The following is a 26,333-nucleotide window of genomic DNA, read 5'->3' as shown; positions in this document are numbered from 1 at the left end:
CGGACCCGGTTACCGCGACATCCAGGTGTTGTGCTGGCTCGTCACCATCCAGGAGCCGCAGATCGGCATCGGGATCGGATCGTGCACCTTCGCGCTCAATCCGACGATCTGGTTCGGGTACACCAGCGGGACGTGGTAGCGCTGGTCGAAGATCACGGTCTGGTTGATCCGCGCATACAGCTGTTCGCGCAGACGGCGGTCGGTCGTCGCGGCCGCCCGCGCGATCAGGTCGTCCACCGCCTTGTTGTCGACGGCCTTGAGGCCCAGGATATTGCCGCCGTTGTTGGACGCGGTGGCGAAGAGCCAGGCGTAGACCGCGTCCGGATCGGGCTGCGCGGGTGAGGTGCCGAGCGTGTAGATTTCGCCGTCCTTGGAGTTGATGACGTTGTCGAGAAACGCGGTCCACTCCGAGACCTTGAGCGTCGCGTTGACCCCGATCTGCTTCAGGCTCGTCACGACGATTTCGCCGATCTTCTGCGTGTCCGTGTTCTGGGACACGTGCACGACGATGGGCGTGTCCTTGGTCATGACGCCGTCTTTGATCAGCTCCTCGAACAGCGCCTTGGCCCTGGCCGGGTCGTACTTCGGCGTCGCCGCCTTCCACGCCGCCTCGTCCCGCGGCCAGAGGCCGGGCTCGACGGGCGAGTACGCGCGCGTGCCGCCGCGGCCGTACACCGTGGCGACGAGCCGGTCGACGTCGATCGCCTGCTGGACCATCACGCGGAACTTCACGTTGGTGTACGGGGACGCGTACTGCCGGAACCCCAGGTACTGGTAGAACAGATTGGGCTTGATGATGACCGTGAAGCCGCCGCTCCGCACGCGGTCGATCATCTGCGGCAGCAGGCTGTCCACCATGTCCACCTCGCCGGCCAGGAGCGCCAGCGTGCGGGACGTGCCGTCCTCGATCGGCCGGAAGACCACCGAGTCCAGATTGGGCTTCTTGAGCCAGGCGCGGTCGTTGCGGACAAGCGTGACCTGTTCGCCCTTCCGCCAGGCCCGCAGCCGGAAGGGACCCGAGCCGACCGGCGCCCGGTTGAACGCCTCGTCGCCCATCCGCTCGACGACCGCCTGCGGCGTGATGTGCTGGCGGGCCGCACCGAGGAACGGCGCGTAGGGCCGCTTCAGCCGGAAGCGCACGGTGGAATCGTCCACCACGTCGACCGCGGCGATCATGTTGACCTTGGACAGTTTGCCGGAGACCGCTTCCGGCACGTCCAGGATCCGGTGGAACGAGAACGCCACGTCCTTCGCCGTCAGCGGGGAGCCGTCGCTGAACGTAATGCCCTTGCGGATCTTGAACGTCCACACCGTCCCGTCCGGCGCGGCCTGCCACGACTCGGCGACGTGCGGCACGAAGTTGAGGTGGTCGTCGAGCGCGACGAGCGTGTCGAAGATCTCATCGAAGACGTAGGTCGAGAAGCAGTCGTTGGCGCGGTGCGGATCGAGCTTCACGACGTCCGACGTGAGCGCCACGCGAAGCGTCCCGCCCGGCTCCGCGGCACCGACGCGCACCGGGACACCGGCCACCGACACCGCCACCGCCGCGAGGCAGACCAGCGCGATCACCCGAATCATCTCGTCCTCCTTTTCACGGCACCTGCGCCGATCCGCTCCCGCCGCGCGGATCCGGACCGGCGTGCATCGTGCCCGACGGATCGATCAGGATGGCCTGGACGCGCGCCACGTGCCGCGTCCGACGGACGTCGTAGCCCCGGTACCTGAGGTCGCGCACGGTCGCTTCGGGATACGCGTCCTCGACGAAGATGATCTTCGCCTCCTCGGAGTGGCAGCGCGGCGCGGCGACCGCGTCGCGCGCGGTCATCCCCCGCTCTACGACGTTGAGCACCGTCTGGAAGACCGCGGTGTTGATGCGGCTGCCGCCCGCCGCGCCGATGCCGAGCCACGGCCGGCCGCCGCGATAGAGCACGGCCGGTGTCGTGCCGACCCCGCGCTTGCCGGGGACGATCGAATCCCACCGGTTCGGCAACGGGTTGTAGTGCCCGAGAAAATTGTTGTAGAGGAAGCCCAGGCCGCGGGTCACGACCCCGGACCCCGCACCGGAGCCGAGCGAGTGCGTGAAACTGACGACCGTGCCCTCGCCGTCGGCGGCCGTCAGATGCGTCGTGCCGGGGTCGGCCCCCCGCCGCTCCGCGGTGATGCGCCGCCGGACCTCGTCGGCGTGGCCGCGCGAGGTGAGTTCGTCGAGCCGGTGGCGCGCCACGAGATACGGCGGATCGAGTTTGAGCGGCACGTGTTCGCCGAAGGTGACCCGCATGATCGCCGTGGCGAGTTCCACGTAATCCGGGCCGAGCGGATCGAGCCGCGCCCACTCGAGGCCGTCGGCGACCTGGAGCATCTCGATGACATGCGCCGTCCCGCACGGCACCGGGGGGCCGGCGACCTCGCATTCGTGGTATGTGCCGGTGAGCGGCGGAAGCGGCCGGGCGCGGTATTCGGCCAGGTCGTGCGGCGCGATCAGGGACGCCCCGCGCTCGAGATCGTCCGCGATCTCCCGGCCGAGCGACCCCGTGTAGAACTCGTCCGGCCCGCCGTCGCCGATCCGCTCGAGCGTCCGCGCGTAGTCGGGCTGCGCCAACCGCTCGCCCTCCGGGTACGGCCGGCCGAAGATGCGCGCCGCTTCCGGCGAGCGCGCGAACTTTTTCGCCTGGCTCGGGAGCCCCGGCGCGTCCTCGTCCCGGGCCCACATCTCGGCGAGCCCGGCGCCGACCGCGTAGCCCTCCCGCGCCAGCCGCGCGGCCGGCTCCACGAGGCGGCGCCACGGCACGCGGCCCGAGCCGTACCGCCGCCACACTTCGTGGCAGCCGCGGACCACACCGGGCACCATGATCGACTGGTAGCCGGCCTGGTTGTCCTCGCTTTTGATCACGAACCGGCCGTACGTCTCGAGGCGCCCCACGTACTCGTCGACCCAGGACGCCGGCGGCGGCACCGAGCCGATCGCGGCGTAGCAGTCGATCACCGAGCGCTCGGCCGTGGGGCCGTGATGGACGGCGGCGATCCCCATGCCGCCGAGGCCGCACATGAACGGGTTCACGACGCCCTGGGCGAACGCGGTGGCCACGGCGGCGTCGGCCGCGTTGCCCTCCAGCAGAATCTCCCGGCCGGCCTGCGCGGCCAGGGGCTCCGCGCAGACGATCATGCCCTTCATTTCGGATAGATGATCGGCAGCATGCCGATCATCTCGGCGAGCCCTTCCCCGCGGCCCATCCGGGCCCGCAGGTCGGCCTCCTTCTTCTCGATCGCCTGCACGGCCGCGACGGCCGCGGCGAGCCGCGCCCGCGGCACCACCACGACGCCGTCGTGCGCGGCGAGGACGACGTCGCCGGGGTGGACCGGCACGCCGCCGCAGACGACCGCCTCCTGCGTGGTCCCCAGCCGCCGGTTCGAGCCGACGCGCGGCGTGACGGCGCGCGCGAACACCGGGAACTTGAGCGCTTCGAGCGCTTCTGTGTCGCGCACCGCGCCGTCGACGATGAGCCCGACGATGCCGCGATTGCGCGCCTCCGTCGCCATCAGCTCCCCGAACAGCGCGCCGGTGTGCGTGCCGCCGCCGTCGGCCACGATCACCGCGCCCTTCGGCGCCTCGAGCAGCGCCTTATGAACCGTGATGATGCTCTCCGGCAGGCACCGCGCCGTAAACACCGGGCCCACGACCCGCGCGCCGGGCCATACCGGCTTGATGCCGGGATCCATCGTGTTCATCGTGCTCTGCGCGTCGCTGACCCACGCCGGCGACGCCTTGGCCAGAATCGCCAGCGCCTCGCCGAGCTCCCCGCCCGGTGCGTAGAGTGTCGCGATGTCGTTCATGCGGTCTCCCCCTCCTCGTTACATCCGCAGGCGCGGGTCCAAGACGTCACGCAGCCAGTCCCCGGTAATGTTGACGGCCAGCACGACGAGCATGATCGCGACCCCGGGCGCCGTCGCGATCCACCAGCCGCGCTCGAGGTAGTCCCGCCCGTCGGCGAGCATGCGTCCCCACGACGGCACCGCCGGCGGCACGCCGAGGCCCAGGAAGCTCAGCGAAGCCTCCGTGACGATCGCGCCGGCGAGCGTGAAGCTTCCGACAACGATCATCGGGCCGAGGGTGTTGGGCAGAATGTGCCGCCGGATGATCGCCCACGCCGGCGCGCCCATCGCGCGGGCCGCCTCGATAAACTCGCGCTCCTTGAGCCCGAGGACGACGCCGCGCTCGATCCGGGCGTAGGCGACCCAGCTCACAATGCCGATGACCAGGATGATCTTCGCGAGCCCCGGTCCCAGCACGGCCATGATGCTGACGTACAGGAGAATGGAAGGAAACGCGAGCTGAATCTCGGCCACCCGCATGATGACGTCGTCGACGGCGCCCCCGAGGTATCCCGCGACCGTCCCGAGGCCGACGCCGATCGTTCCGGAAATCGCGACCGCGCAGAGACCGACGATGAGCGAGATCCGTCCTCCGTAGATCACGCGGCTGAGGACGTCTTCGCCCAGCGTGTCGGTGCCGAGCGGGTGCTGCCACGTGCCGCCGAACAACACCGGGGGCGTGAGCCGGTCCCCGAGCGAGACCGCCCCGGGATCGTACCGCGACAGCTGGCCGGCGAACACCGCGGTGGCGGCCAGAAGGCACAGGACGGCGAGCGCCGCGAGGACGGACGGCGGGACGCGGCCGTTCACGCGAACCGCACGCGGGGGTCGACCCACACGTACAGCAGGTCGACGCAGAGGTTGAGGGTGACGAACATGACCGCCAGGAGAAACACCGCGGCCTGGACGAGCGGAAGATCCTTACCCTGGATCGCCTGGAGGACGAGGCGCCCGACGCCGGGCCAGGCGAAGATCGTCTCCGTAATCACCGCCCCGCCGAGCAGCCCGCCGAACTGCAGCCCGAGCACGGTGATGATGGGCACGAGCGCGTTGCGCAGAGCGTGGCGCACGAGCACCCGCCGTTCGGCAAGACCTTTGCTTCGGGCCGTCCGGAGGTAGTCCGTGAACAGGACGTCGAGCATCGCCGACCGCGTGATCCGCGCCGTGTAGGCGAGCGAGAAGAGTCCCAGCGTCAGACCGGGCAGCACGAGGTGGGCGAGGCCCCCGCGCCCGGCCACCGGAAACCATCCCAGCCACACCGAGAACACGAGCACGAGCAGCAGGCCGAGCCAGAACACCGGCATCGACTGTCCGAGCAATGCCAGGCCCATGGCGCCCCGGTCGAGGGCGGTGTTGCGGTGCATCGCCGCCTGCATCCCGAGCGGGATGCCGACGCCGACGGTGATCGCCATCGCGGACCCGGCCAATTCCAGCGTCGCCGGGATCCGCTGGACGATCAACTGGAACACCGGCTGCTGCTGGCGGATCGAGATGCCGAAGTCGCCGCGGACCGCGTGCGTCACGAACGTCTCGTACTGCTCCAGCCACGGCCGGTCGAACCCCATCTGGTGGCGGAACTCGTCGACCTGCTGCCGGGTCCAGTTCTCGCCGGCCATCACCATCGTCGGATCGCCGGTGAGAAACATCATCCCAAAGGACAGCACGGAGACGCCGAGCACGACGACCACGGTCTGGGCGATGCGCCGGGCGACGTACGTGGTCATCGGGATTACGTGTAGCGCACGTCCCCTTCACCCGGCAGCCAGAACTCCAGCCGGTCGCCCCCGCCCGAGTCTTCCCACGTGATCCGCCGGTTGACGCCGGACGCGCCCGGCTCGATCCACAGGTTGATCCAGGCCGCCTCTTCGACGAACAGCGCTTCCATCTGAAACGCCAGCTTCTTCTGCTTCGCCGGATCGAACGTCGAGCTGAGCTGCTTGTAGAGCGCGTTGAATTTGGGGCCGTTCTCGGTGGCCGTCACCCACTTCGTCTGGTCCCAGATCTGCCCGGTGGTCACGATGCTCAGATCCTCGGGGCCGTTGAACCGGGAGCCGAGGCCGAGCAGGTACAGATCGTCCATGCCCTTCGGGCTGCGCATCTTGTCCGTGTACACCGACCAGTCGAGCGGCGCCGCATCGGCCTTGAGGCCGACCTGGCGGAGATAGCCGGCCACCGCGCGGGCGGCGTCCTCGCCCTTAAGGTACCGGCCGACCGGCACGTAGATCCGCACCGGCTCGTTCATCGGGAACTTGGCCTCCGCGAGGAGCGCCTTCGCCTTCTGGGGGTTGTACTCGAAGGGATGCAGCGCCGGGTTGCGCCACACGTCGGCGGCCACCAGCACGGTGGAGACCGGCTTGGGTCCCAGCTGCCCGAGCAGCCCTTTTGCGAGGCCGTTGTAGTCGACCGCGTACGACAGCGCATAGCGCACCCGGCGGTCGTGGTAGCGCGCGACGTCGCACGGGAAACCGATGTGCACGCGCCGGCTGCCCGGCGCCGTCGAGACCCGCAGGCGGTCCACCCGCTGGAGGATCGGGATGTCGTCCGGATCCAGGTGGGTCGCGATGTCGCCCTCGCCGCGGATCAGGCTGTTGAGCCGCGTCGCCTTTTCCGGCACCGGACGCCAGCGGTACTCCTTGACGTGCGGGGCCCCCCGCCAGTATCCGTTGTTGGCGACCATCGTCAGGTGGTCGCCCTTCACCCACTCGGTCACGGTCCACGGGCCCGTTCCCACCGGCGCCACCGCCGTGCGCTGCGGCGGCGTGGACGAGTAGTAGTTGGGCTCCAGCATGTAGAGAAAGTACAGGAACACCGGAAAGATCACGTTCGGCTCGTGCAGCACGATGTCGACCGTCTTCGCGTTGACGATGTTGACCCGCGTGACACCGGAGCGCGACGGAAACGGATCGTTGAGGCCCTGCGCGCGCATCTTGGGATCGAGCGTCCGGTCCACGGTGAATTTGACGGCCTCCGCGTTGAACGGCCGGCCGTTGGAGAACTTGATGCCGTCGCGCAGGACGGCCCGCCAGGTCACCTTGTCGTCGAGCACGCGCAGCGACTCGGCGAGGAACGGCACGACGTTCATGTTGCGGTCGTAGGCGGTCAGCCCCTCGACCACGTTGCTGAGCACGTTCGCCATGATGCCCGACTCGCCGAACTGCGGATCGAGCGTCTCGGGGTCGACACCCTGCATGACGACGACCGGTGATAGACCCGCCGCAAGGGCGCGGCGCTGCCACGGCGCGAGCAGGCTGCCGGCGCCGAGCGCGAGCCCTCCGGCGGCCGCCTGTCCGATCAACCGTCTGCGGGTGATCCGTCCTGCGCCAGTCATACCGGCATCCTCCTCTTCGTCCGCGGCTCGAGGTTCCATTCCGACAGCCACGCGGCGACCTCCTCGGGCCGCGCGTGCCGTCCCGGCCAGTCCTCATTGTCCATATACAACAGCAGGCGCGCGACAAGCAGCGCCACGGTGCGGAGCGAGCGGCGGGAGACCTTGTCGAGCGAGTCCGCCGCCGTGTGCGGCCATCCGAGATTCGCCAGCGACATGCCGAGATCGAACAGCCACGCGCAGGGCACGCCGCGCAGCAGAAACGGGTGCATGTCGGAATTGGGCGTGACCCAGACGTCGACCGGGAAGTCCTCGCGCATCTCGCGGCCGAGACCTCGGAAGAACGGAATGAGCTCCGGCCATCCCTGAAGGCCGATGCCCTTGTGGGGATCACCGAAGCCGGCCCCGTCGAGGTTGAGCATGAAATCCACGGCGCCGAGATCGCCGGCGTGCGCGTCCGTGTAGGCGTACGCGCCCTGCAGCCCGCCCTCCTCGAGCCCGAAGAACGCGAACCGGACGGTCGTGCCGAGGAGCGGCGCGTGCTTCGAGAGCGCACGGGCCACTTCCAGCAGCACCGCCGCGCCCGACGCGTCGTCGATGGCGCCCGGGCATCCCACCAGCGTGTCGTAGTGCGCGCCGACCAGGATCACCCGTTCCGGGCGGCGCCGGCCCGGCATGTCGCCCACGACGTTCCAGGAGGTCCCCGGCGAGACCGCGCCGGCCGTCCGCAGCGTCGCGCGTACCGGACCCTGCCGCAAGAGCCGGAGGATCTCGGATCCCGCTTCCCGGGTCAGGCTGAGGCCGGGGATCGGCGGCGGTCCGTCGGCGCTGAGGCTGTAGGTCTCCGGCAGAAGTCCCCCCTCGTGCCGCATGTAGAGGAAGCCGCGCGCGCCCGCGTCGACGGCGCGGAGGTATTTCTCCCTGCGGCAGGTGCGGGGCCGGTGCGAATAGGCGGGACAGCGGCTCGTCACCATCACCAGCTGATCCCGCACGCGGTCGGCGTACGCCGCGTACTGCGCGGGCGTGCCCTCGTCGACGAATACGACGTCCGCCGTGACCTCGGCGTTCACGTTCATCGGGAGATTGACGCCGGAGATCGTGCGGCGCTGCGGCGCGTGCAGTTCGAGCTCCGCCGGCCCCGGCGTCCAATGACCGCACGGAAACGGCTCGGCGCGGGCCGGGACGCCGTAGCGCGCGAGCGCGTCGAGCAGGTAGTCGCGGGCGCCGGCCTCGTCGGCATGTCCCGCGTACCGCCGCGGGAATCGGTCGACCAGCGCCTCGCAGTGCGCCCAGGCTTCGTCGCTCGTCCAAACGTCGCCGATCAGGTCGCGGTCGGCGGCACGGAGTGCGTCGCTCGTCATCGCCCCGCTCCCTACGACGACACGATGCGGCAGCCGCGCGCCCGGAAATCCTCGTCGGTATTGACCAGCGGGCTGAAGTCGTCGCGGCCGATATGCTCGAGCCACATCTGCTCGCGCGCCTGGCGGCCGCGCACCATCTCCAGCACCGACGCCGCCTCCGCGCGCGGGACGATCACGACGCCGTCTTCGTCGCCGATCACGATGTCGCCGGGATGCACAATGACGTTGCCGCAGGCGATGACCGTATTGAGCTGCCCCGGCCCGTCCTTGGTCGGCGCCGCGGGCGTCAATCCGGTGGCGAACACCGGCAGCCCGGTCTTGCGAATCTGCGCCACGTCGCGCACGAGCCCGTCCGTCACGACGCCGGCGACCTTGCGCCGGACGGCCATCGCCGCCATGATGCCGCCCCAGACGGAGAGGTTGGACTCGCCGTCGCTCGAGATCACGAGCACGTCGCCGGGGCGCGCCTCCTCGATCGCCTTCATCGCCATCATGTTGTCGCCCGGGCGCGCCTTCACGGTCAGCGCGGGGCCGAGCAGCCGGGACATCGGCTGATAGATCGGCTTCACCGCGTGGTGCAGCGTCAACTGCCGGCCCTGCGCGTCCGAGACGAGCGCCGTCGGAACATCGCGAAACGCGTCGACGAGCGCCGGGTCCATCCGCGGCGCTCCGCGCACGAGAATGAAGCCGGGCCGCAGCGGCGCCCGCGCGCCCTCCGCGGCTCCGGCCGCATGGCGGCCTCCTGCCCCGTCTGGGCATCTTTGGCCCGCGCCGCAGGCCCAGGGACCTCCTGCCGGATTGATCGTACTCATGACGTGCCTCCTTTGCCGGGCGCAGAGTGTTCCGATGAGAACAGCGACGCAACGAGATCGTCGTGTCCGCGGCGGACGTGCCGCCGCAGCAGCGTCTCGCCGCGCTCGCCGTCGCCGGTGCGGGCCGCGTCGAGGATCGCGCGGTGTTCGACCATCGCCCGCGGCAGCCGCCCGGCGGGAAGACGCTCGAGCTGGTGCGAGAGGAACGACAGCCGGAGCACCTGGATCCACAGCGGATCCATGATGTTGGCGAGCCGTTCGTGACGGCTGGCCGTCACGAACGCGCGGTGGAACACTTCGTTGTAGTGCACGGACGCGGTCACGTCGACCGCGCCTTGAGCACTCTGCTCTTCGATCGCGCGCTGTTTCGCGTCGAGGTCATCGAGCCACGACGCATCCGGGTTGCGCAGCGCCAGTCGCAGCGCGAGCGGCTCGAGCGCTTCGCGGAGTTCGTAGATTTCGTCGATGTCCTGCCGGGTGAGCCGCCGCACCACCGGGGTGCGGTACAGGTCGGCGTCGACGAGGCCTGTCTTGGCCAGTTGGCGGAACGCTTCCCGCACCGGCGTCCTACTCACGCCCATCTGCCTGGCGATCTCGTCCTCGAAGAGCTTTGCGCCCTCGGACAGTTGGCCGGACGCGATCGCCTCGGCCAGGGTCTCGTAGACGGTATCGCCGAGGCGCTTTACCGGAACAGGACCGAGTGGGCTCATTGACTATTTCCGAGGAGAGATATTTGACATGTGACCTAGGATATTTGACATATCTATCGAAGGTCCTCTGTCCAGAGACGCGCGCTCGGCCGCGGGAGGAAATGGTTGGGGGTGGAGACGTGAGGCTCGGTGAGATGCCCTGGACAGAGGTCCGCGAGGCGATCGCCCGCGGGGTGACGGCGGTCGTATCACTGGGATCTATCGAAGAACACGGCCCGCACTGCCCGGAGGGCGACTATATCATCGTCGATGAGATCGCGGCGCGGGCGGCGGAGATCTCGGGCGACGTCGTCACGCCGACGCTGCCGTTCGGCTACTCGGAGTACTTCCGCAACTATCCGGGCACGATCACGCTCCGTTCCGAGACGCTCGCCGCCGTGCTCACGGACACGATCGACTGTCTCCTGCTCCACAAGTTTCCGCGCATCGTCATCATGAACGGCCACAACGGCAACACAGCCACCGTGGAAATCGTGGCGCGGCGCTACCGGCGGTCCCACCGGCTCGTCATTCCATCGATCGCGCCGTTTCAAATCATTCAGGCGCCGGATTTGATCGAGCGCGTCTACGGCGGCAAGGTCGAGCTCGGGCACGGCGGCGAGCCGATCGGATCGCTCATGATGTACCTGCGGCCGGAGCGCGTGCAGCTGCACCGGGCGGGCGCCTTCGGCAGGCAGAAGGTCTTCGGCGTGCCCACCGACGGCCTCGGTGCGATCAAGGTCGACGGCGTCCGCGCCGCGGTGCCGCTCGACATGGAAGACGTCACGCCGCCGACCGGCAGCCTCTCGGATCCCAGGCTCGGCAGCGCCGAACGCGGCCGGCAGCTTCTCGAGCACGCGGTGCAGGCCTGCGCGGGGTTCCTGAAGTGGTTCCGGACGGTCGATCCCTATCTCGGCACCGGCGCGGCGGCGCCGGGCGGCCGTGCGCGATGAGCGCCGCTCGGGCGGGCCGCGAAGCGTCTGAGTGCCGCGTCTTCATCTCCGCGGACATCGAAGGGGTCGCGGGCGTCGCGACGACGCTGCAGACGCTCGACAGCGCCCGCCAGTATCAGGAAGGCCGCGAGCTCATGACCGACGAGGTGAGCGCGGCGGTGGCGGGCGCGTTCGACGGCGGCGCGACGGACGTCGTCGTTTGCGACAGCCACGCCGGCATGCAGAACATCATCCCGAGCCGCCTCGACGAGCGCGCGGTGCTGCTGCGCGGGGCGATGCGCGATTCGCTCCAGACGGAGGGCCTCGACGCGTCCTTCCACGCCGTGTTCATCACCGGCACCCACGGGCGCGCCGGCACGGCCGATGCCGTGCTGGATCACACGTGGAACAGCACGACGATCTACAATCTGCGCATCAACGGCCGCGAGATGAACGAGGCGGATCTCAACGCGCTCGTCGCGGGCCGCTTCGGCGTCCCCGTGGTGCTGGTCACGGGGGACGAGGCCACGATGGCGCAGACTCGGGAGTTCCTGCCGCAGACCCGTACGGTCGCGGTCAAGACGGGCCGGGGCCGCGGCGTTGCCGCCTCGCTGCATCCGCGCGAGGCCGGCCGGCGGATCCGCGAGACGGCGGCGGAAGCGGTGCGGGCGCGCGGACAGATCAAGCCGGTGGCGGTGGGCAACCCGCTCGTGATGGAGATCGACTACAACCGCACCGATATGGCGCAGACGGCCGCGCTGGTCCCGGGCGTGCGGCGGATCGCCCCCCGGACGGTGCGGGTCGAGGCGGAGCCGGACGTCCTCTTCAGGCTCCAAGAACTGCTGGTCTACCGCCTCCGCTACGAGCTGTAGCGCCCGCCGGTCAGAGCCTCGAAGTCGCTGAACAATACATCCGGGTCGAGCGGCTCCGGAATCAGCTTCTGCGCATACTGCTCCTCGCAGAACGCGGCGACCATCGCCCGGTTCTCCCGGTACCCGTGCGGCCGATAGTCCGGTCCCATGAGTGCCGACTGTTCCTCGAGATCGGCGAGCACCCACGGGCTCGTCTCGTGCAGGATCCGGTGGAGGCGGTCCGAGCGTTCATAGGCCTGGACGAACGCCCGGTAAATCGCGCCGACGGCCTCCGGATGCTGTTCCACGAACACGCGCCGCAGCGCGATGACGTGGTGGGCCGGGTAGAGCCGGGTCCGGCGGTAGTACTCGCGTTCGACGGTCCGGTAGTCCTCGTACAGCCGCCGCATCGGCGACCCGGAGTTGTCGAAGCCGTGCGGCGGCCACGGGCACATCAGCGCGTCGAGTTCCCCGGCTGGCAGCATCTCGCCGAGCGCCCGTCCTGCGGGTATCCGAGAGACCGCCGCCGGGAGCGTCGAGGTATCGATCGACGTCTCCCCGGGGTTGACGGGGCCCACGAACCAGCGGACGGAGTCGATCGGCACGTTCGCGAGGCGGAGGATCGCCCGCGTCCACGTGTTGCCGCTCGCGCCCCACGCGTCGGTGCCGATCCGCTTGCCGCGCAGATGCGTGACGTCGGTCATGTCGCTGTCCCGCCGCACGAAGAAGCAGCGGTGCCTGAACTCACGCATGATGAACACCGGCAGGCCCACGAGCGACCGGTCGCCCGAGGCGATCCGCCGGAGATACTGGCTGAACGACGCCTCGCCGCCTTCCATGGAAGGATCCGCGGGGAACCGCCTGAGGGCGTCGGACACGCGGAGCACCTTCAAGTCGACGCCGTCGGCGGTGACCTCGCCCGCGGCGAGCGGCGCGACATAGTCGTACTCCCGGGTCGCGATCGTGGCCTTCGTCCGTGCGGTCGGCATCGCTGAACCTCCCTGTTCCAAAGGTTACATCGTCACCACGATCTTGCCGAACGCGTCGCGGCTCTCCGCCCGGCGGTGCGCGTCCTGGATGCGGGCCAGGGGAAACACGGAGTCGACCGCCGGCCGCAGCCCGCCCTCTCCGAGCAGCTTGAGCACCTGGCGGAACTCGGCGCGGTTGCCCATCGGCGCGCCGCGGATCGACCGGTGGCGCTGGTAGAGCTCGCGAATGTCGAACTGTGGTTTGTTGTCGAGCGTCGCGCCGCAGACGCACAGGCGGCCGCCCCGGGCGAGGCTTCGAATGCTCTCCGGCCACGTGGCGCCGAGCGAATCCACGACGAGGTCGACGCCGCGGCCCCCCGTCTGCTCAAGAACCCACGCCGAAAACGGCGTGGTGTGGTCGACCGCGGCCGCGGCGCCCAGCGCGAGCGCCTTCGCCCGCTTCTCCGGCGTGCTCGCCCCGGCAAACACCCGCGCGCCGCCCCGCAGCGCGATGTCGATCGCCGCCGCGCCTACGCCGCCGCCGGCCGCGAGGACCAGCACGTCGTCCCCCGGCCGCACCTCGCCGCGCGTCACGACGCACCGCCACGCCGTGCAGTACGAGGTCGACCCGGCCGCGGCCGTCGTAAAGTCCACGCCCGGCGGAATCGGTTCGAGGTTGGCCGCGGGCACGGCCACGTATTCCGCGAAGCCGCCCTGCGTGTGCTCGCCGAAGATCCGGTACTCCGGGCACATTGTCTGCTCGCCGCGCGCACAGTACTCGCAGCGGCCGCACGACAGCGGGCCGAAGACGACCACGCAGTCGCCCGGCCGGACGCCCGCGGCGCCTGATCCCACCGCCTCCACCTCGCCGGCGATGTCGGCGCCGGTGATGACGGGATACTCCCGCTCCTTCCACGGAAACACGGGCTGCGGCGGTCCGGTCCGCGCCCAGACGTCCATGCGGTTCATCGCGCAGGCGCGAACGCGCACCAGCGCGTCGCCGGCCGCGAGCTCGGGGACCGGGACGCGGTCGACCGAGACGACCTCGGGGCCGCCGCGACCGTGGACGACCGCGGCGTTCATCGTCCGCATCGCCCCTACTTGGCCGAGAGGCCGTCCCGGCGGCGGCCCCCCTGCAGAATCAGGCCGACACGCTCCAGGCAGGCGATGTCTTTCAACGGATCGCCGTCGACGCTGATGACGTCGGCCGCCTTGCCGGCCTCGAGCGTGCCGCACTCGTCGCCGAGGCCGATCGCCTGTGCGGCGCGCTGGGTGGCGGCACGCAGCGCGTCGTACGGATCGGCCCCCCACTCCACGACCTTCGCGATCTCCCACCAGATGAGCCCGTGCATCGAGTCGGTGCCGAGGGCCCACCGCACGCCGCTCTCGAGGACCGCGGCGAAGTTTTCGCGGGACTTCTCGCGCGACTCCATCAGCTTGGCCATGATCGACGGGACATGCGCGTCGCCTTTCTCGATGCCGTCCGGATGGCCCGAGACGGCGTTGTTGGTGACGAGCCAGGTCCCGCGGTGGCGCATCTCCACGAGGTCGTCCATCTCGCACAGCTTGCCGTGCTCGATCGAGTCCACGCCGGCCTCGATGCAGATCCGGACTCCGGGCCCGCCGTGCGCGTGGACGGCCACCGGCTTGTTGTTCCGGTGCGCCTCCTCGACCGCCACCTCCACCTCGTGCCGGGAGTAGGCGTACCAGCGCGACGCCGTGCCCTTGCTCGAAACGCCGCCGGTCATGAACAGCTTGATCAAATCGGCCCCCGCGGCGATGTTCTCGCGGACGTGCTTGCGGATCTCGTCCTCTCCGTCCGAGTACGTGAGCGCGGCGCCGTGGCCGTTGCGGGCCGTGATCGGCCGCGTCGCCACGACGAGGCGCGGTCCCGGCAGCCGGCCGGCGGCGATCGCCTCGCGCAGCTCGACGTCGATGAAATGCTCCTCGCCGACGACGCGCATCGTCGTCACGCCGGAGAGCAGATCCGTGCGCAGATTGCGGACCGCGCGCACCACCTGCGGCGCCGGCGGCTGCTTCAGCTGCCCGATCTGGTCGCCGAGTCCCGGGTTGATGGACGCGTGGGAGTGCGCGTCGACGAAGGCCGGCAGCACCGTCTGCGTTCCGCAATCGATGACCTCCGCGCCGGCGGGAATGGCCGCATCGGCCTGGCGCCCCACCGCCGTGATCCGGTCCCCGTCGACGAGCACCACGCCGCGCTCGATCGGCGGGCGTCCGGTACCGTCGAGCACCCGCTGAGCTTTGATCGCCAGGAACATACCGCCCACCCCCGTCTGATCTCCGCTAGACCCACACCTGCTCGAGCACCCGCAGCACGTTGCCGCCGATCGCCTTCGCGATGTCGGCGTCGGAGTAGCCGTGCTTGACCAGCCAGCGCGTGATGTTCCAGAGGCACTCCGCGGGGTTTTCGAGCCCGTCGACGTACTCGACTTCCTCGAAGTCCCGCGTGCCGTGGGCGCTCGAGATCGACAGCTGACTCGCAAACACGTGATGCAGCCCCACGTGGTCGCCGAACAGCGAATCCGGGCCGAAAGCGACGTGGTCGATCCCGACCAGCTCGGCCGCGTACTCGAAGTGCTCCATGAACCCTTCGATGTTGTGGCGCGGATGCTTCTTGGTCAGGGTCGTGTGCGGCGCCGCCTCGATCCCGATCACCCCGCCCTTCGCCGCGCAGGCCTTGAGCACGTCGTCGGGCTTGAGCCGCTTGGTGTTCCACAGCGCGCGGGCGCCGGCGTGGGTGATGAAGATCGGATCCTCGCTCGTCTCGATCGTGTCGAGGCTCGTCTGATCGCCGCTGTGGGACACGTCGATCACGACGCCGAGCTTGTTCATCCGCCGCACCGCCTGGCGGCCGAACTGGGTAAGGCCTCCGTCCCGCGCTTCGCGCAGGCCGGCCCCGGCCCCGTTGCCCTCGCTGTAGGCGATGCCCATGTTGCGCACGCCGAACCCGTAGAGGATGTCGAGGCGGTCCAGTTCGTTTTCGACCATCGTGATGCACTCGAGGCTCGGGACGAACGCGATCTGGCCGTCGGCCTTGGCGCGGTGGATGTCGGCGACGGTGCGGCACTGGATTACCATGTCCTGGTGCGCGATGTCGGACAGGCGCAGCCCGAGGTCGGTCAGCACGTCGTCCCACTTCCAGCCCGCCCGCGACGTGATGAACGCCGTGCCGTCCATCAGGTTGTCGAAGACCGCGTCCAGCCCTGACACGGCCAGGCCTTCGTACCCGGTCCAGTCGCGGCCCCACCGCCGGAACTCCCAGATCTCGTTGAGGTTCTCCGGCGCCACGAAGCAGTGCTCGTGGAGCGAGATGACGACGTTGTCCTCGAAGAGCCGCTGAACGCGGGCCTCTTCCGCCGCCGTGACCGGATACGGCGACGACGGCACGCGGCCGAGCTGCTTGGCAAGCTTGAACGGTTTGTAGTCGGCCCCGGGCTCGAGGTACTGAAACGACTGATAGCCGTTGTAGTTCTTGCGCTTCATGACCACCGACCTCTCCGGCGAGACATGCGCGAACGCGCGACCGTAGTAGGCTTCCGCCCGGGACGCCGACGTCCTACCCCCCGGGACTCAGCGGCTCCGCGGATCGAGCCGCACGCGCAGCCAGTCGCCCACCAGATTGATGCTCATCACCGTGCCGAACAGCATCACCCCGGGGAAGAAGGTCGGCCACCACACGCCGACCAGCAGATACCGGCGGCCGTCCGCGATCATGCTGCCCCAGGTCGCCGTCGGCGGCTGCACGCCGAGCCCGAGGAAGCTCAGCGCGGCCTCGGTCAAAATCATCTGGGGAACTGTGAACGTCGCCAGCACGATGCTGGACTGCACGACGTTCGGCAGGATGTGCTTCCAGAGGACGCGCGCGTGCGTGGCGCCCGTCGAGCGAGCCACTTCGACGAACGCGGTGGCGCGCAGCGCCAGCACCTCGCTGCGCGTGATCCGCGCGAATAACACCCACCCGGTGATCCCCAATACCGCGATCAGGTTCCAGAGGCCGGGCCCGACCACCGCGATCACGCCGAGCATCAAGAGAATCACCGGCACGCCGAGCTGCACGTCGGCCAGGCTCATCAGCAGCGTGTCGGCGAAGCCGCCGTAGTAGCCCGACACCAGGCCGGCCGCGATCCCGAGCACGCCGGCGATGAGCGCGGTCGCGAAGCCCACGAGGAGCGAGATGCGGCCGCCGTAGACGAGCCGGCCCAGCACGTCGCGGCCGAGCGGATCCGTGCCCAAGACGGCGTGCCCGGCCGCCCCCGAGAACCACGCCGGCGTGAGCATCGCCCTGGTGAGGTCCGTCGCGTTGGGATCCGGCAGCCCGAGCCGCGGCGCGGCGATCGTCGCGGCCACGAGCAGCGCGAGAAACGCCAGGGACGCGCCGGCGCTGAGGCTGCCGCCGCGCCGGCGCCACGCGCTCACGCGTACTGCACACGGGGATCGATCGCGAGATACAGCATGTCGACGAGAAAGTTGACCGCGACGAAGACGGCCGCGGTGAACAGGACCACCGCCTGGATCAGCGGGAAGTCGCGGTTGAAGATCGCCTGGACCGCGAGCCCGCCGACCCCGGGCAGCGCGAAGATCGTCTCCGTGATGACGGAGCCGCCGAGCGCCACGCCGTACTCGAGGCCGACGAGCGTGATGATCGGCAGCAGCGAATTGCGCAGGGCGTGGCGGAAGAGCAGCCGGCCCGTCGCGAGCCCCTTGGCGCGCGCCGTCCGGATGTAATCCTGGTTCAATACCTCGAGCATCGAGGACCGCACCAGCCGGGTCACGCGCGCGAGCGAGAACAGCGACAGCGTGGCGACCGGCATCACGAGGTGCCGCCAGTCGCCGGCTCCGAAGCTCGGGAGCAGGCGCCAGTCCACGGCGAACAGATAGATCAGCATCAACCCGACCCAGAACGTCGGCAGCGCCTGCCCCGCGACCGCCCCCGCCACGATCACCTGGTCCCAGGCGCCCCCCCGCGAGCGTGCGGCCACGATGCCGGCCGGGATGCCGACGACGACCACCACGAGGATCGCGAGGCTGGAGAGGCGCAGCGTGAAGGGCACGCGCTCGAGCAGCAGCGAGGTCACGTTCTGTCCCTGCCAGATCGACATGCCGAGGTTGCCGCGCAGCGCACCGCCGACGAAGCGCGCGAACTGCAGCCAGAGCGGGCCGTCAAGCCCGAGCGAGCGGCGCATCGCCTCGATGTCGGCGGCCGTCGCCCCGGGCTGGACCATCAGCAGCACCGGGTCGCCCTTGAGCCGCGAGACCACAAAGGCGAGCAGCGTGACGCCGAACAGGACGAAGACGCAGCGGCCGAGCCGCCGCAGCACGTAGCGGCCGCTCATCGGGGCGGGGCTCCCCGCGCGGGGCCCGCGGCCGCTACGGCTTCAGGTCGTGCCAGGCAAAGATCATGCCGTCCTCGCGCGCCTTCCACGGCAGGCCTTTCTTCACGCCGAACTGCTGCGTCGGCGCGTACAGGTAGATCCACGGCGCGTCGTCGTGCAGCATCTGCGAGATCTGCCCCATCACGCGCTCGCGGACCTTCGGGCTCAGCGCATGGGCCTCCGTCGCGATGAGCTTGTCGACCTGCGGGTTGCAGTACACGCCCCAGTTCCATCCGGCCGGATACACCGCGTCGCACGGAAAGGTCGGGCTTAGGATGCCGTCGCCGTCCAGGCTGGGCGTCTTGATGTACAGCACCATCGACTCGGCCGTCGCCTCGGACCGCGGGGTGAACACGTTCTTCAAGAACGCGGCCCACTCGAGCGTGCGCATCTCCATCTTGACGCCGACCCGGGCGAGGTCCCCCGCCACGGCCTCCGCGGCCTCTTTGGCCAGCGGCACGCCGCCGATCGGCACGTCCGTGTGGAAGGTGAAGCCGTTCGGGTACCCGGCCTGCGCGAGCATCGCTTTGGCCTTCGCCGGATCGTACGGGTACGGTTTCACGGCGGAGTCGTAGCCGAAGATGCCGGGAAACAGCGGGCTGCCCAGCGCCGTCGCGCGGCCGGCCCAGATCGTCTTGACGATCGCGTCTTTGTTGACCGCGTAGTTGAGGGCCTGCCGGACCGCGCGATTGTTGAGCGGCGTGGCGAGCGGCTTCAGCCAGACGCCGACCGCCATCGGGTCGGTTTGCGACGAGATCGACGCGTTGGGGCTCGAATCGATCCGCGCGGCCAGTTCCGGCGGAATCTCCGCCGCGATATCGACCTCACCGGACAGCAGCGCGGCGACGCGGGTGGCCGCGTCCGGGATGAACTTGAACGTCAGGCTCTTGACCGGCACCGGCCCGCCCCAGTAGCCGTCGTTGGCGGTCATGACAACCTGGCTGCCCTTGTCCCAGCGCACGAACTTGTAGGGTCCGGTCCCGATCGGTCTGAGCCCGAAGTCGACGGCGCCGACGCGGTCGAAATACGCCTTCTCGCCGATGAAGCCGAGATCCGCGACCCGCGTGAGCGCCAGCGGATCGATCCCGACCGTCGTGATGCGAACCGTGTACTCGTCGACGACGTCGATGGGACCCAGCTTGACGCTCGCGGCGGCCTGGGAGATCTTGGGATCGCGCGCGCGGTCGAGCGAGAACTTGACGTCCGCCGCGGTCAGCGGGGCGCCGTCATGGAACTTGGCGCCCCTGCGGATATGAAAGATCCATGCCGTGTCGCCGTGCTTCTCCCAGCCGGTCGCGAGCAGCGGGACGATCTGCTGCGTCTTCGGATCCCGCGTCGCCAGGGTCTCGTAGATGTTCCCGTAGAGCCGCCGGTGGTTGGTGACGACGCGGAGCGTGCCGTCCAGAGTCTGCAGGTCGCCGATGTCGGCGACGACCAGCGACTGCGGCAGCGCCGCACCGGCGGCGAGCGCGGCCGGCGGTTTCGGCATCGTGCTCTGCGGCATCCCCCAGAGCAATGTGCCAACGACGAGCGCCACGCCGAACGCAGTCGGCGCCCACGAACGCGTCCGCATGTTGTTCACCTCGCGATGGTCTGCGCTTCTGCCCGAATCCGCCGGCTGGACGGGTACGGATAGGTCAATTTCGAGTGCGTGAGGCCGCTGCCGGCCAGCAGCTCGCACATCTTCAGTCCGACGCGCAGCGGGTTGATACAGGGAACGCCGGTGTCTCCCGACAGCCGGTCGGCGTAGAACGACATGCTGCCGCAGCCGAGGACGAGCGCCCCGGCGCCCTGCTCGCGCACCATGCGGCGCGCCAGATCCACCAGCGCCGGGTAGTGCGCGTCGGGATCCCGCCGGATGTCGAGGACCGGACAGCCGATGTCCGTCACCCCGGCGAGCCGGCGGTCGACCTGGTAGCGCTCCGCGAGCCGGTACAGCATCGGCCGGATCTCCGGGGTCGCCGTGATGATCCCAAACCGATCGGCCAGCATCGCCGCGACGTGCAGCGATGCTTCCGCCGGACCGACCACGGGCATCCTCACCAGCTCGCGCACCCCGTCGAGTCCCGGATCGCCGAAGCAGCCGATCAACGCGCCGTCGAATCCGTCCCGCTCGATCTGCTCGACGGTCTCGAGCAACCGCGGGATGTACAGATACTCGTCGTACGACGACTCAATGGCGCCGTTGAAGTTCGCGCTGCGGGTCTCCACGAGGACGCCGGGACCGGCCCACTCCTGCAGGACGGCGTTCCGGCCCTCGGGACCGATATACGCGATACGCATAGACTCTCCACTCCCCGACGACGAATGACTCCGCAAACGCGGCAATCGCGGGCTTCGGGCCGCGCCGCGCCGGCCCCTCTCCCTGCTACAGTCGTGCGACCGGGCGCGCGGCGGCGGCGCGGATCGCTTCCATCAGATCGACCATCCGGCGCACGTCCGCGACGCCTTCGGCGTTCGGCGCGCCGCTATTGGTCGCGGCGGCCAGGTCGTCCAGCATGGAGATCACGGGCGCGTCCAGCCACGGACGCAGCGATGTGCCCCGGCCGTAGATGCTCACGGCCGTCGCGCCGGGCTGCAGTCGAAGGGCCTGGCGGCCGCCGATCACTTCGATCTCCACCTCGCCGTCCGCGGGCGCCGCGAGCGAGGGCGGCAGGCAGCGGGCGACTTCGATCGTCGCCACGAGGTCGTTGTCGAACCGGACGATGCCGACCGCCGTGTCCTGCGCCCCGGCCCCGAACAGCGTATCCACGTGCGCGTGCACCCGCGACGGCTGCGACCCGGTGGCGGCGACGATGAAATCGAGAAGATCCCAGCCGGCCTCCTCGAGCACGGGCCGCTGCGCCGAGGACGACCGATCGCCATTGCCCCCGGCCGGCAGCCTCACGGACGCGAACAGCGAATGGAGCGGTCCGAGCTCACCCGCCCGGATCAGCCGCAGCGCCTCCCGCCCGGCGGCCGAGTGCCGGATCGTCCCGCCGACGAGCAGGCCGCCGCGCCCACCCGTCGCAGCGCCGGCCAACCGGTTTGCCTCTTCCGGCCGCGTGGCCGCGGGCGCCGCGCAGAAAACCGTCTTCCCCGCGCCGAGCGCCGCTTCGGCCACGAGGGAGGCGCCCGCGCTCTCGCTCAATACGAGCACGGCTTGCAGATCCGGGTCTCGGACGAGGGCCTCCCAGTCGCGCGCAAACGGCGCTTCGATGCGGGTCGCCAGCTCCCGGATCACGGAGAGATCCGCACCGCCGGGACTCGCCGCCCAGCGTGCGACACGGACGTCGCCGAAAGGCGCCTGATAGTCCGCGAGGGCCGCGGCGTGCCGGCCCGCGCCGACGATGCCGATCGCGAGCGGCGCCCCGTCTCGCGCAGGACCTCCGGCCGCTTCGCGGCCTCCTGCCGTCATGCCCGCACCTCCGATGCCGTGGTGCCCGCGAGGGAGACGACGCGGCCCGTGCGCGCGGACTCCACGGCGGCGAGCGCCAGCCGGAGCGCGGCGCGCGCCTCGTCCGGCGACATCGGCAGCGGGCGGCCTTCGCGGACGGCGTCGATGAACGCCGCGTGCTCGCGCGTATACGCCGTCTGATTATGCAGCAGAATGTGCGCGCTCTCGGGATAGTCGGCGCCGCCGTCCCGGAACCGGGTCAAACTGACCAGCTCGTGATCCCGGGCACGGATGGCGCCGCGGAGGCCGTAGGCTTCGAACTGGTGGAATGCGGGGTACCCCGCGGGCAGACAGTTGCTGACCTCGCTCGAGCCGATCGACCCGTTGGCGAACCGGACCGTCCACGTGACGAAATCCGGCACGCCGCGGTTGCCGTCGATTGTGACCTTGTGCTCGGCAAAGACAGTGACCGGCTCCGACCCGGCAAACCAGCGGAGCAAATCGGCCTCGTGGATGCCGTTCGTGAGCGCGGCCCCGACCGACACGGCCGGGTCACCGGTCCAGTGGGAGCCGGTGTAATAGCCCGGCTCACCCGCCCGCGCGCCGGGACGCCGTTCGTTCTCCCTGACGAGCCGGACGGCGCCGATCTCGCCGCGATCGATCGCGCGGCGGATCTCCATGTACCGGCGGGTGAACCGGCGGCTGTGGCCGATCATGAGGTGGACGCCGGCCCCGCGGCATGCCTCGATCATCGCGTCCGCGTCCTCGAGCGACGGCGCCATCGGTTTCTCGCAGAGGATGTGCTTCCCGGCCGCCGCGGCGGCGACGGTCCACTCCCGGTGCGCCGCCTCGGGCGTTGTGATCACGACCACCTCGACGTCGTCCCGGTCGACGACCTGCCGGCCGTCGGCGTACGCGTCCGCTCCCCACGGCGCCGCGGCGGCCTGCGCCGCCTCCCGGTTCAGGTCGGCCGCGGCAACGAGTACCACCCGGTCCCGCAGCGCGCGCATCGCGGGCAGGTGGGCGCCGCGCGCGATGCTGCCGCACCCGATCAGACCGATTTTCACAAGCGTCGCCACGTTGCGCCTCCGGCAAAAAATGGAACGGGAATTACGCGGTTCGCGATCGGCGCGCCGCGCCCCCTGCTGCGACCCCGCCGCGTTTCACGGCACGGGCTTGGCCTGACGGCGCTGCCAGTCCTCGGAGAAGAGATTGAAGTGCTGGCGGCGGTAGGGGTGCCCGAGCACCACGTCCTCGTTGAACGTCACGCCGAGCCCGGGGCCCTCGGGTAGCGCGAAGTAGCCGTCGGTGACAGCCGGCAGCCCCGATGCCGTCCCCGCCACGTCCGGCTCGTCGAAATCGTTGAAGTACTCCTGAATCTTGAGGTTCGGAACGGAGGCCGCGAGATGCAGCGCCGCGGCGGTGCTCACAGACGCGCCGACGTTATGCGGGGCGACCATGAGTCCGTGGCTCTCCGCCATGGCCGCGATCTTCTTCGTCTCGAGCAGCCCGCCGCAGTGCGAAAGGTCCGGCTGCGCGACGTCCACCGCGCCGAGCGCGAACAGATCGCGAAACGCTGCGCGGGTGTGCAGCCGTTCGCCCGTCGCGATCGGCAACGTCGTGTGCGCCGCCACCCTGGCCAGGGCGGCCGGCTGATCCGGCGGCACCGGCTCCTCGATCCACCCCGGTGCCAGGCGCTCGAGGTCGCGGGCCATCGCGATCGCCTGGGCCGCGGTAAACCGGCCGTGCATCTCCACGAACAGCTCGACCGCCGGCCCCACCGCGTCGCGCACCGCTTCGACGAGCTCGACCGACCGCCGGTGCTCGTCCCGCGTGAGCTCGCCGGCGCCCGCGCCGAACGGATCGAACTTCATCGCCCGGTATCCGCGCGCCACCACCCGGCGCGCCGCCTGCGCGAACTCGTCCGGCGTCCGGGCGACCTGGTACCAGCCGTTCGCGTAGGCCTTGATGCGGTCCCGGCAGCGTCCGCCGAGCAGCCGGTAGACCGGCTGGCCGAGAGCCTTGCCGATGATGTCCCAGCAGGCCATCTCCACGATCGCGATCGCCGTCATCTCCGTCGCGCCCGGCACCTCGTAATCGTCGCGGGTGATCCGCAGCAGCAGGTCCTCGATGTTGAACGGATCGCTGCCGAGCACGTAGCGGTGCGTGATGGCCTCGAGGTAGGCGGCCACGGCCTCTTCGCGGTTCACCGGCCGCGCCTCGCCGATCCCGTCCAGGCCGTCGTCCGTCCGTACGCGCGCGAAGACGAAATTCCGCCACGCCGAGCCCATGACGTAGACTTTCACCTCGCCGATCTTCATCGGAGCCCCCCCTGCCGGCCGGCAACCATGAAATCCAAGCCCGGCCGCGGTCACCGCCGCGAAAACGCGGCATAATAGGTTCGGCACCATCGTGTTCGAAAGTCTCGTGTCCGCGGCGCCGTCTGCGCGCCGCGCGTGGAGGTGAGCCGCCGTGCGGCTGCGCAAAGACCTCGCCAAGATCATCGCCTTGGAACGCGTGTCCCGGGTCGCCACGGTGGGACGCGACGGACGGCCGCACGTGGTGCCGGTCTGCCACGTCGCCGACAACGGGCGGATCTACTTCGCCAGCGGCCGCGACGCCCTGAAGGTCCGGCACCTCCGGGCGAATCCGAACCTCGCCTTCAGCGTGGACGTGTACGCGGAAGACTGGAGCCTCCTCCGGGGCGTCATGATCCAAGGTTCGGCGGCGCTCATCAAGGGCGGGCCGCGGTTTCGGAAGTACCGCGATCTGCTCTATCGCAAGTACCCGCAATACCCGAAGGAATCCGCGATCGGCGAGCGCGACTCCGTCATGGTCGAGGTCACCCCGCGCCACGTCACCTCCTGGGGATTCGAAAAGTAATCCCGGCTCAGAGCGTTTTCATCCGCGGGTCGAGGGCGTCGCGCAGACCGTCGCCGAACAAGTTGAACGCCATCACCGCCGCAAAGATCGCGAGCCCCGGGAATGTGCCCATGTACCAGGCGGCCAGGACGTAGGTCTGGGCCTCCCCGAGCATCGTCCCCCATTCCGGGGTCGGCGGGGTGACGCCGATGCCGAGAAATCCAAGGCCCGCCGCGGTGAGGAGCGCGACCCCAAGCTGCAGGGACGACTGCACGATGATCGGAGCCGCGATGTTCGGCAGGACGTGGCGCAGCATGATGCGGACGTCCGACAGGCCGATCGCCCGCGCCGACTCCACGTACGCCAGTTCGCGTATGGAGAGCGTCACGCCCCGCACCAGGCGGACGTACACCGGCACCGACGCGACGCCCACACTCAGGATGACGTTGCGCGGGCCGACACCGAGCAGGCTGATCAGCGTGAGGGCCAGCAGGAACCCCGGAAACGAGAGCATGATGTCGACCCCGCGCTGGATCAACGCGTCCGTGCGGCCGCGGTAGAATCCGGACGCGACGCCGAGCGGAACGCCGATCGCCGCGCCGACGCCGACCGCGAGCACGCCGATCAACAGCGAGATGCGGCCGCCGTAGACGATCCGCGCCAGGATGTCGCGCCCGAGCTGGTCGGTGCCGAACAGATGGGCCGGACCCGGCGGCTGCAGCACGGCGTTGAGGTCGGCGGTTTCGGCGCCGTAAGGCAGCAGCGCCCCCGCGAGCAGCGCCGCGAGACCCATGACGGCCAGCACCGCGAAGCCGGCCACGGCGGCGCGGTTGCGCGCCAGCCGTCCCAGCACCGCCAGCGGGTGGCGGAACCCACGCTCCCCTGCCGGCGTCAATGACATGGTGGCCGGCCGCGGAGTCGGCCGGCACTAGCCGAACCGGATACGGGGATCGATGTAGCCATACAACAAGTCCACGATCAGATTGACGAGCACGAACGTCACCGCGAACAGCAGCACCACGCCCTGGATAATGGGATAGTCCCGCCGGGCGATCGCGTCGACCAAAAGGCGCCCGATCCCCGGCCAGGCGAACGTCGTCTCGGTGAGAATCGCGCCCCCGATCAGCGCGCCGAACTGCAGCCCGAGGACCGTCACCACGGGAATGAGGGCGTTGCGCAGCGCGTGACGATAGACGACGATCGGGTCGGCCAGACCCTTCGCACGGGCGGTCCGAACGTAGTCCTGGCGCATGCTCTCGAGCATGCTGCTCCGGGTCATCCGCTCGATGATCGCGAGGCTGAAGGCCGCCAGCGTGATCGACGGCAGGATCAGGCTCTGCGGCGTGGTATCGCCGCCGGCCGGCAGCAGATGCAGGAACACCGCGAACACGAGCATCAGCATCAGCCCGAGCCAGTAGACGGGGATGCTGACGCCGGCGAGCGCCAGCACGGTCACCGCATAGTCGGCGGCAGTGTACTGCCGGGTACTGACGACGATGCCCGACGCGACGCCCAAGGTCCCGGCCAGCACCGTCGCCGTGGCCGCGAGCAGCGTCGTCGGACCGAGACGGCCGGCGATCTCGGAGACCACCGGCGCCTGGGTCACGGCGGACCGTCCGAGGTTGCCGCGGACGGCGTTCGCCAAGAAGCGCGCGTACTGGATCGGAACCGGCTTGTCCAGGCCCAACTGCACGCGGATCCGGTTGACCTCGGTCTGGTCGGCCTCGAGGCCGGCCAAGACTCGCGCCGGATCTCCGGGCAGCACGCGCACCATGAAGAAAATGATGAGCGTGACCCCGAACAGGGTCGGCACCGCCGCCACGAGGCGGCGGATCGCAAAGGCGAGAAACCCTCCGGCGATGAGGCCGCTCCGCCCTACCCTGAGATCAGCCGC

The 26,333-nt window shown here is 69.9% G+C and carries 25 protein-coding genes; 3 read left to right on the top strand and 22 right to left on the bottom strand.

The features are described from left to right. Positions 1-9: 9 nt before the first annotated feature. The 9 genes from VKT83_10465 to VKT83_10425 are packed head-to-tail and all read right to left on the bottom strand — an operon-like array spanning position 10 to position 10,078. On the bottom strand, positions 10-1,578 hold the full coding sequence (locus tag VKT83_10465) for an ABC transporter substrate-binding protein (protein HLY22877.1): 1,569 nt from the start codon (positions 1,576-1,578) through the stop codon (positions 10-12). A 13-nt stretch (positions 1,579-1,591) separates the two neighbouring features. Beyond that, entirely contained in the window at positions 1,592-3,163 is a 1,572-nt protein-coding gene (locus VKT83_10460) for a gamma-glutamyltransferase (GenBank protein ID HLY22876.1), read from the bottom strand. A 5-nt stretch (positions 3,164-3,168) separates the two neighbouring features. Beyond that, the gene (locus VKT83_10455) at positions 3,169-3,831 is read right to left on the bottom strand and encodes an RraA family protein (GenBank protein ID HLY22875.1); all 663 of its coding nucleotides are present in this window, start codon (positions 3,829-3,831) and stop codon (positions 3,169-3,171) included. Positions 3,832-3,849: 18 nt separating this feature from the next. Then, complete coding sequence (locus VKT83_10450) at positions 3,850-4,680, bottom strand: ABC transporter permease (GenBank protein ID HLY22874.1); 831 nt, start codon at positions 4,678-4,680, stop codon at positions 3,850-3,852. Next, positions 4,677-5,594, bottom strand: a complete 918-nt coding sequence (locus VKT83_10445; protein ID HLY22873.1) for an ABC transporter permease — start codon at positions 5,592-5,594, stop codon at positions 4,677-4,679. Before VKT83_10445 ends, VKT83_10450 begins: the two co-directional genes overlap by 4 nt. 5 nt (positions 5,595-5,599) lie before the next feature. Then, entirely contained in the window at positions 5,600-7,198 is a 1,599-nt protein-coding gene (locus tag VKT83_10440) for an ABC transporter substrate-binding protein (protein ID HLY22872.1), read from the bottom strand. Continuing rightward, entirely contained in the window at positions 7,195-8,556 is a 1,362-nt protein-coding gene (locus VKT83_10435; GenBank protein HLY22871.1) for a M28 family peptidase, read from the bottom strand. The genes VKT83_10440 and VKT83_10435 overlap by 4 nt, the downstream gene beginning before the upstream one ends. Positions 8,557-8,567: 11 nt before the next feature. Continuing rightward, a complete protein-coding gene (locus tag VKT83_10430) occupies positions 8,568-9,368 on the bottom strand; it encodes an RraA family protein (protein HLY22870.1) in 801 nt (266 codons plus the stop codon). Continuing rightward, positions 9,365-10,078, bottom strand: coding sequence for a GntR family transcriptional regulator (locus VKT83_10425; GenBank protein ID HLY22869.1), 714 nt, complete (start codon positions 10,076-10,078; stop codon positions 9,365-9,367). Before VKT83_10425 ends, VKT83_10430 begins: the two co-directional genes overlap by 4 nt. Positions 10,079-10,212: 134 nt before the next feature. Here VKT83_10425 and VKT83_10420 point away from each other — a divergent pair, with 134 nt between their 5' ends. Together VKT83_10420 and VKT83_10415 are read left to right on the top strand one after the other, a co-directional pair. Next, positions 10,213-11,010, top strand: a complete 798-nt coding sequence (locus VKT83_10420) for a creatininase family protein (GenBank protein HLY22868.1) — start codon at positions 10,213-10,215, stop codon at positions 11,008-11,010. Then, positions 11,007-11,861 carry a M55 family metallopeptidase gene (locus tag VKT83_10415; GenBank protein HLY22867.1) on the top strand — a complete coding sequence of 285 codons (855 nt, stop codon included), beginning with the start codon at positions 11,007-11,009 and terminating at the stop codon, positions 11,859-11,861. Before VKT83_10420 ends, VKT83_10415 begins: the two co-directional genes overlap by 4 nt. On the opposite strand, the gene VKT83_10410 is transcribed toward VKT83_10415, so the two are convergent. The 11 genes from VKT83_10410 to VKT83_10360 all read right to left on the bottom strand — a co-directional run bounded on the left by VKT83_10410 (position 11,849) and on the right by VKT83_10360 (position 23,898). Continuing rightward, on the bottom strand, positions 11,849-12,829 hold the full coding sequence (locus VKT83_10410; protein ID HLY22866.1) for a hypothetical protein: 981 nt from the start codon (positions 12,827-12,829) through the stop codon (positions 11,849-11,851). The genes VKT83_10415 and VKT83_10410 overlap by 13 nt on opposite strands. A 24-nt stretch (positions 12,830-12,853) precedes the next feature. Then, positions 12,854-13,900, bottom strand: coding sequence for a zinc-binding dehydrogenase (locus VKT83_10405; GenBank protein ID HLY22865.1), 1,047 nt, complete (start codon positions 13,898-13,900; stop codon positions 12,854-12,856). Positions 13,901-13,905: 5 nt separating this feature from the next. After that, positions 13,906-15,087, bottom strand: coding sequence for an amidohydrolase family protein (locus VKT83_10400; GenBank protein ID HLY22864.1), 1,182 nt, complete (start codon positions 15,085-15,087; stop codon positions 13,906-13,908). Positions 15,088-15,112: 25 nt separating this feature from the next. Next, positions 15,113-16,312, bottom strand: coding sequence for a membrane dipeptidase (locus VKT83_10395; protein ID HLY22863.1), 1,200 nt, complete (start codon positions 16,310-16,312; stop codon positions 15,113-15,115). Positions 16,313-16,399: 87 nt separating this feature from the next. After that, a complete protein-coding gene (locus VKT83_10390) occupies positions 16,400-17,245 on the bottom strand; it encodes an ABC transporter permease (GenBank protein ID HLY22862.1) in 846 nt (281 codons plus the stop codon). Then, a complete protein-coding gene (locus VKT83_10385) occupies positions 17,242-18,162 on the bottom strand; it encodes an ABC transporter permease (GenBank protein ID HLY22861.1) in 921 nt (306 codons plus the stop codon). Before VKT83_10385 ends, VKT83_10390 begins: the two co-directional genes overlap by 4 nt. Before the next feature lie 34 nt (positions 18,163-18,196). Next, a complete protein-coding gene (locus VKT83_10380) occupies positions 18,197-19,774 on the bottom strand; it encodes an ABC transporter substrate-binding protein (GenBank protein ID HLY22860.1) in 1,578 nt (525 codons plus the stop codon). Positions 19,775-19,779: 5 nt separating this feature from the next. Then, on the bottom strand, positions 19,780-20,484 hold the full coding sequence (locus VKT83_10375; GenBank protein ID HLY22859.1) for an aspartate/glutamate racemase family protein: 705 nt from the start codon (positions 20,482-20,484) through the stop codon (positions 19,780-19,782). Positions 20,485-20,569: 85 nt separating this feature from the next. Beyond that, on the bottom strand, positions 20,570-21,598 hold the full coding sequence (locus VKT83_10370; protein ID HLY22858.1) for a Gfo/Idh/MocA family oxidoreductase: 1,029 nt from the start codon (positions 21,596-21,598) through the stop codon (positions 20,570-20,572). Then, positions 21,595-22,656, bottom strand: a complete 1,062-nt coding sequence (locus tag VKT83_10365; protein HLY22857.1) for a Gfo/Idh/MocA family oxidoreductase — start codon at positions 22,654-22,656, stop codon at positions 21,595-21,597. The genes VKT83_10370 and VKT83_10365 overlap by 4 nt, the downstream gene beginning before the upstream one ends. 84 nt (positions 22,657-22,740) lie before the next feature. Beyond that, the gene (locus VKT83_10360) at positions 22,741-23,898 is read right to left on the bottom strand and encodes a mandelate racemase/muconate lactonizing enzyme family protein (protein HLY22856.1); all 1,158 of its coding nucleotides are present in this window, start codon (positions 23,896-23,898) and stop codon (positions 22,741-22,743) included. Between the two features lie 151 nt (positions 23,899-24,049). Here VKT83_10360 and VKT83_10355 point away from each other — a divergent pair, with 151 nt between their 5' ends. Beyond that, complete coding sequence (locus VKT83_10355) at positions 24,050-24,460, top strand: pyridoxamine 5'-phosphate oxidase family protein (protein HLY22855.1); 411 nt, start codon at positions 24,050-24,052, stop codon at positions 24,458-24,460. A 7-nt stretch (positions 24,461-24,467) separates the two neighbouring features. Here the strand turns inward: VKT83_10355 and VKT83_10350 are convergent, their stop codons facing one another. Next, positions 24,468-25,340, bottom strand: a complete 873-nt coding sequence (locus VKT83_10350) for an ABC transporter permease (protein HLY22854.1) — start codon at positions 25,338-25,340, stop codon at positions 24,468-24,470. A gap of 27 nt (positions 25,341-25,367) precedes the next feature. After that, positions 25,368-26,273, bottom strand: a complete 906-nt coding sequence (locus VKT83_10345) for an ABC transporter permease (GenBank protein HLY22853.1) — start codon at positions 26,271-26,273, stop codon at positions 25,368-25,370. Between the last annotated feature and the right edge of the window lie 60 nt (positions 26,274-26,333).

The sequence above is a fragment of the bacterium genome, from assembly GCA_035308905.1.
In the GTDB taxonomy this organism is placed as follows: Bacteria; Sysuimicrobiota; Sysuimicrobiia; order Sysuimicrobiales; family Segetimicrobiaceae; genus DASSJF01.
The sequence above is the reverse complement of the archived record's forward strand: the minus strand, read 5'-3'. Positions and strand labels throughout refer to the sequence as shown.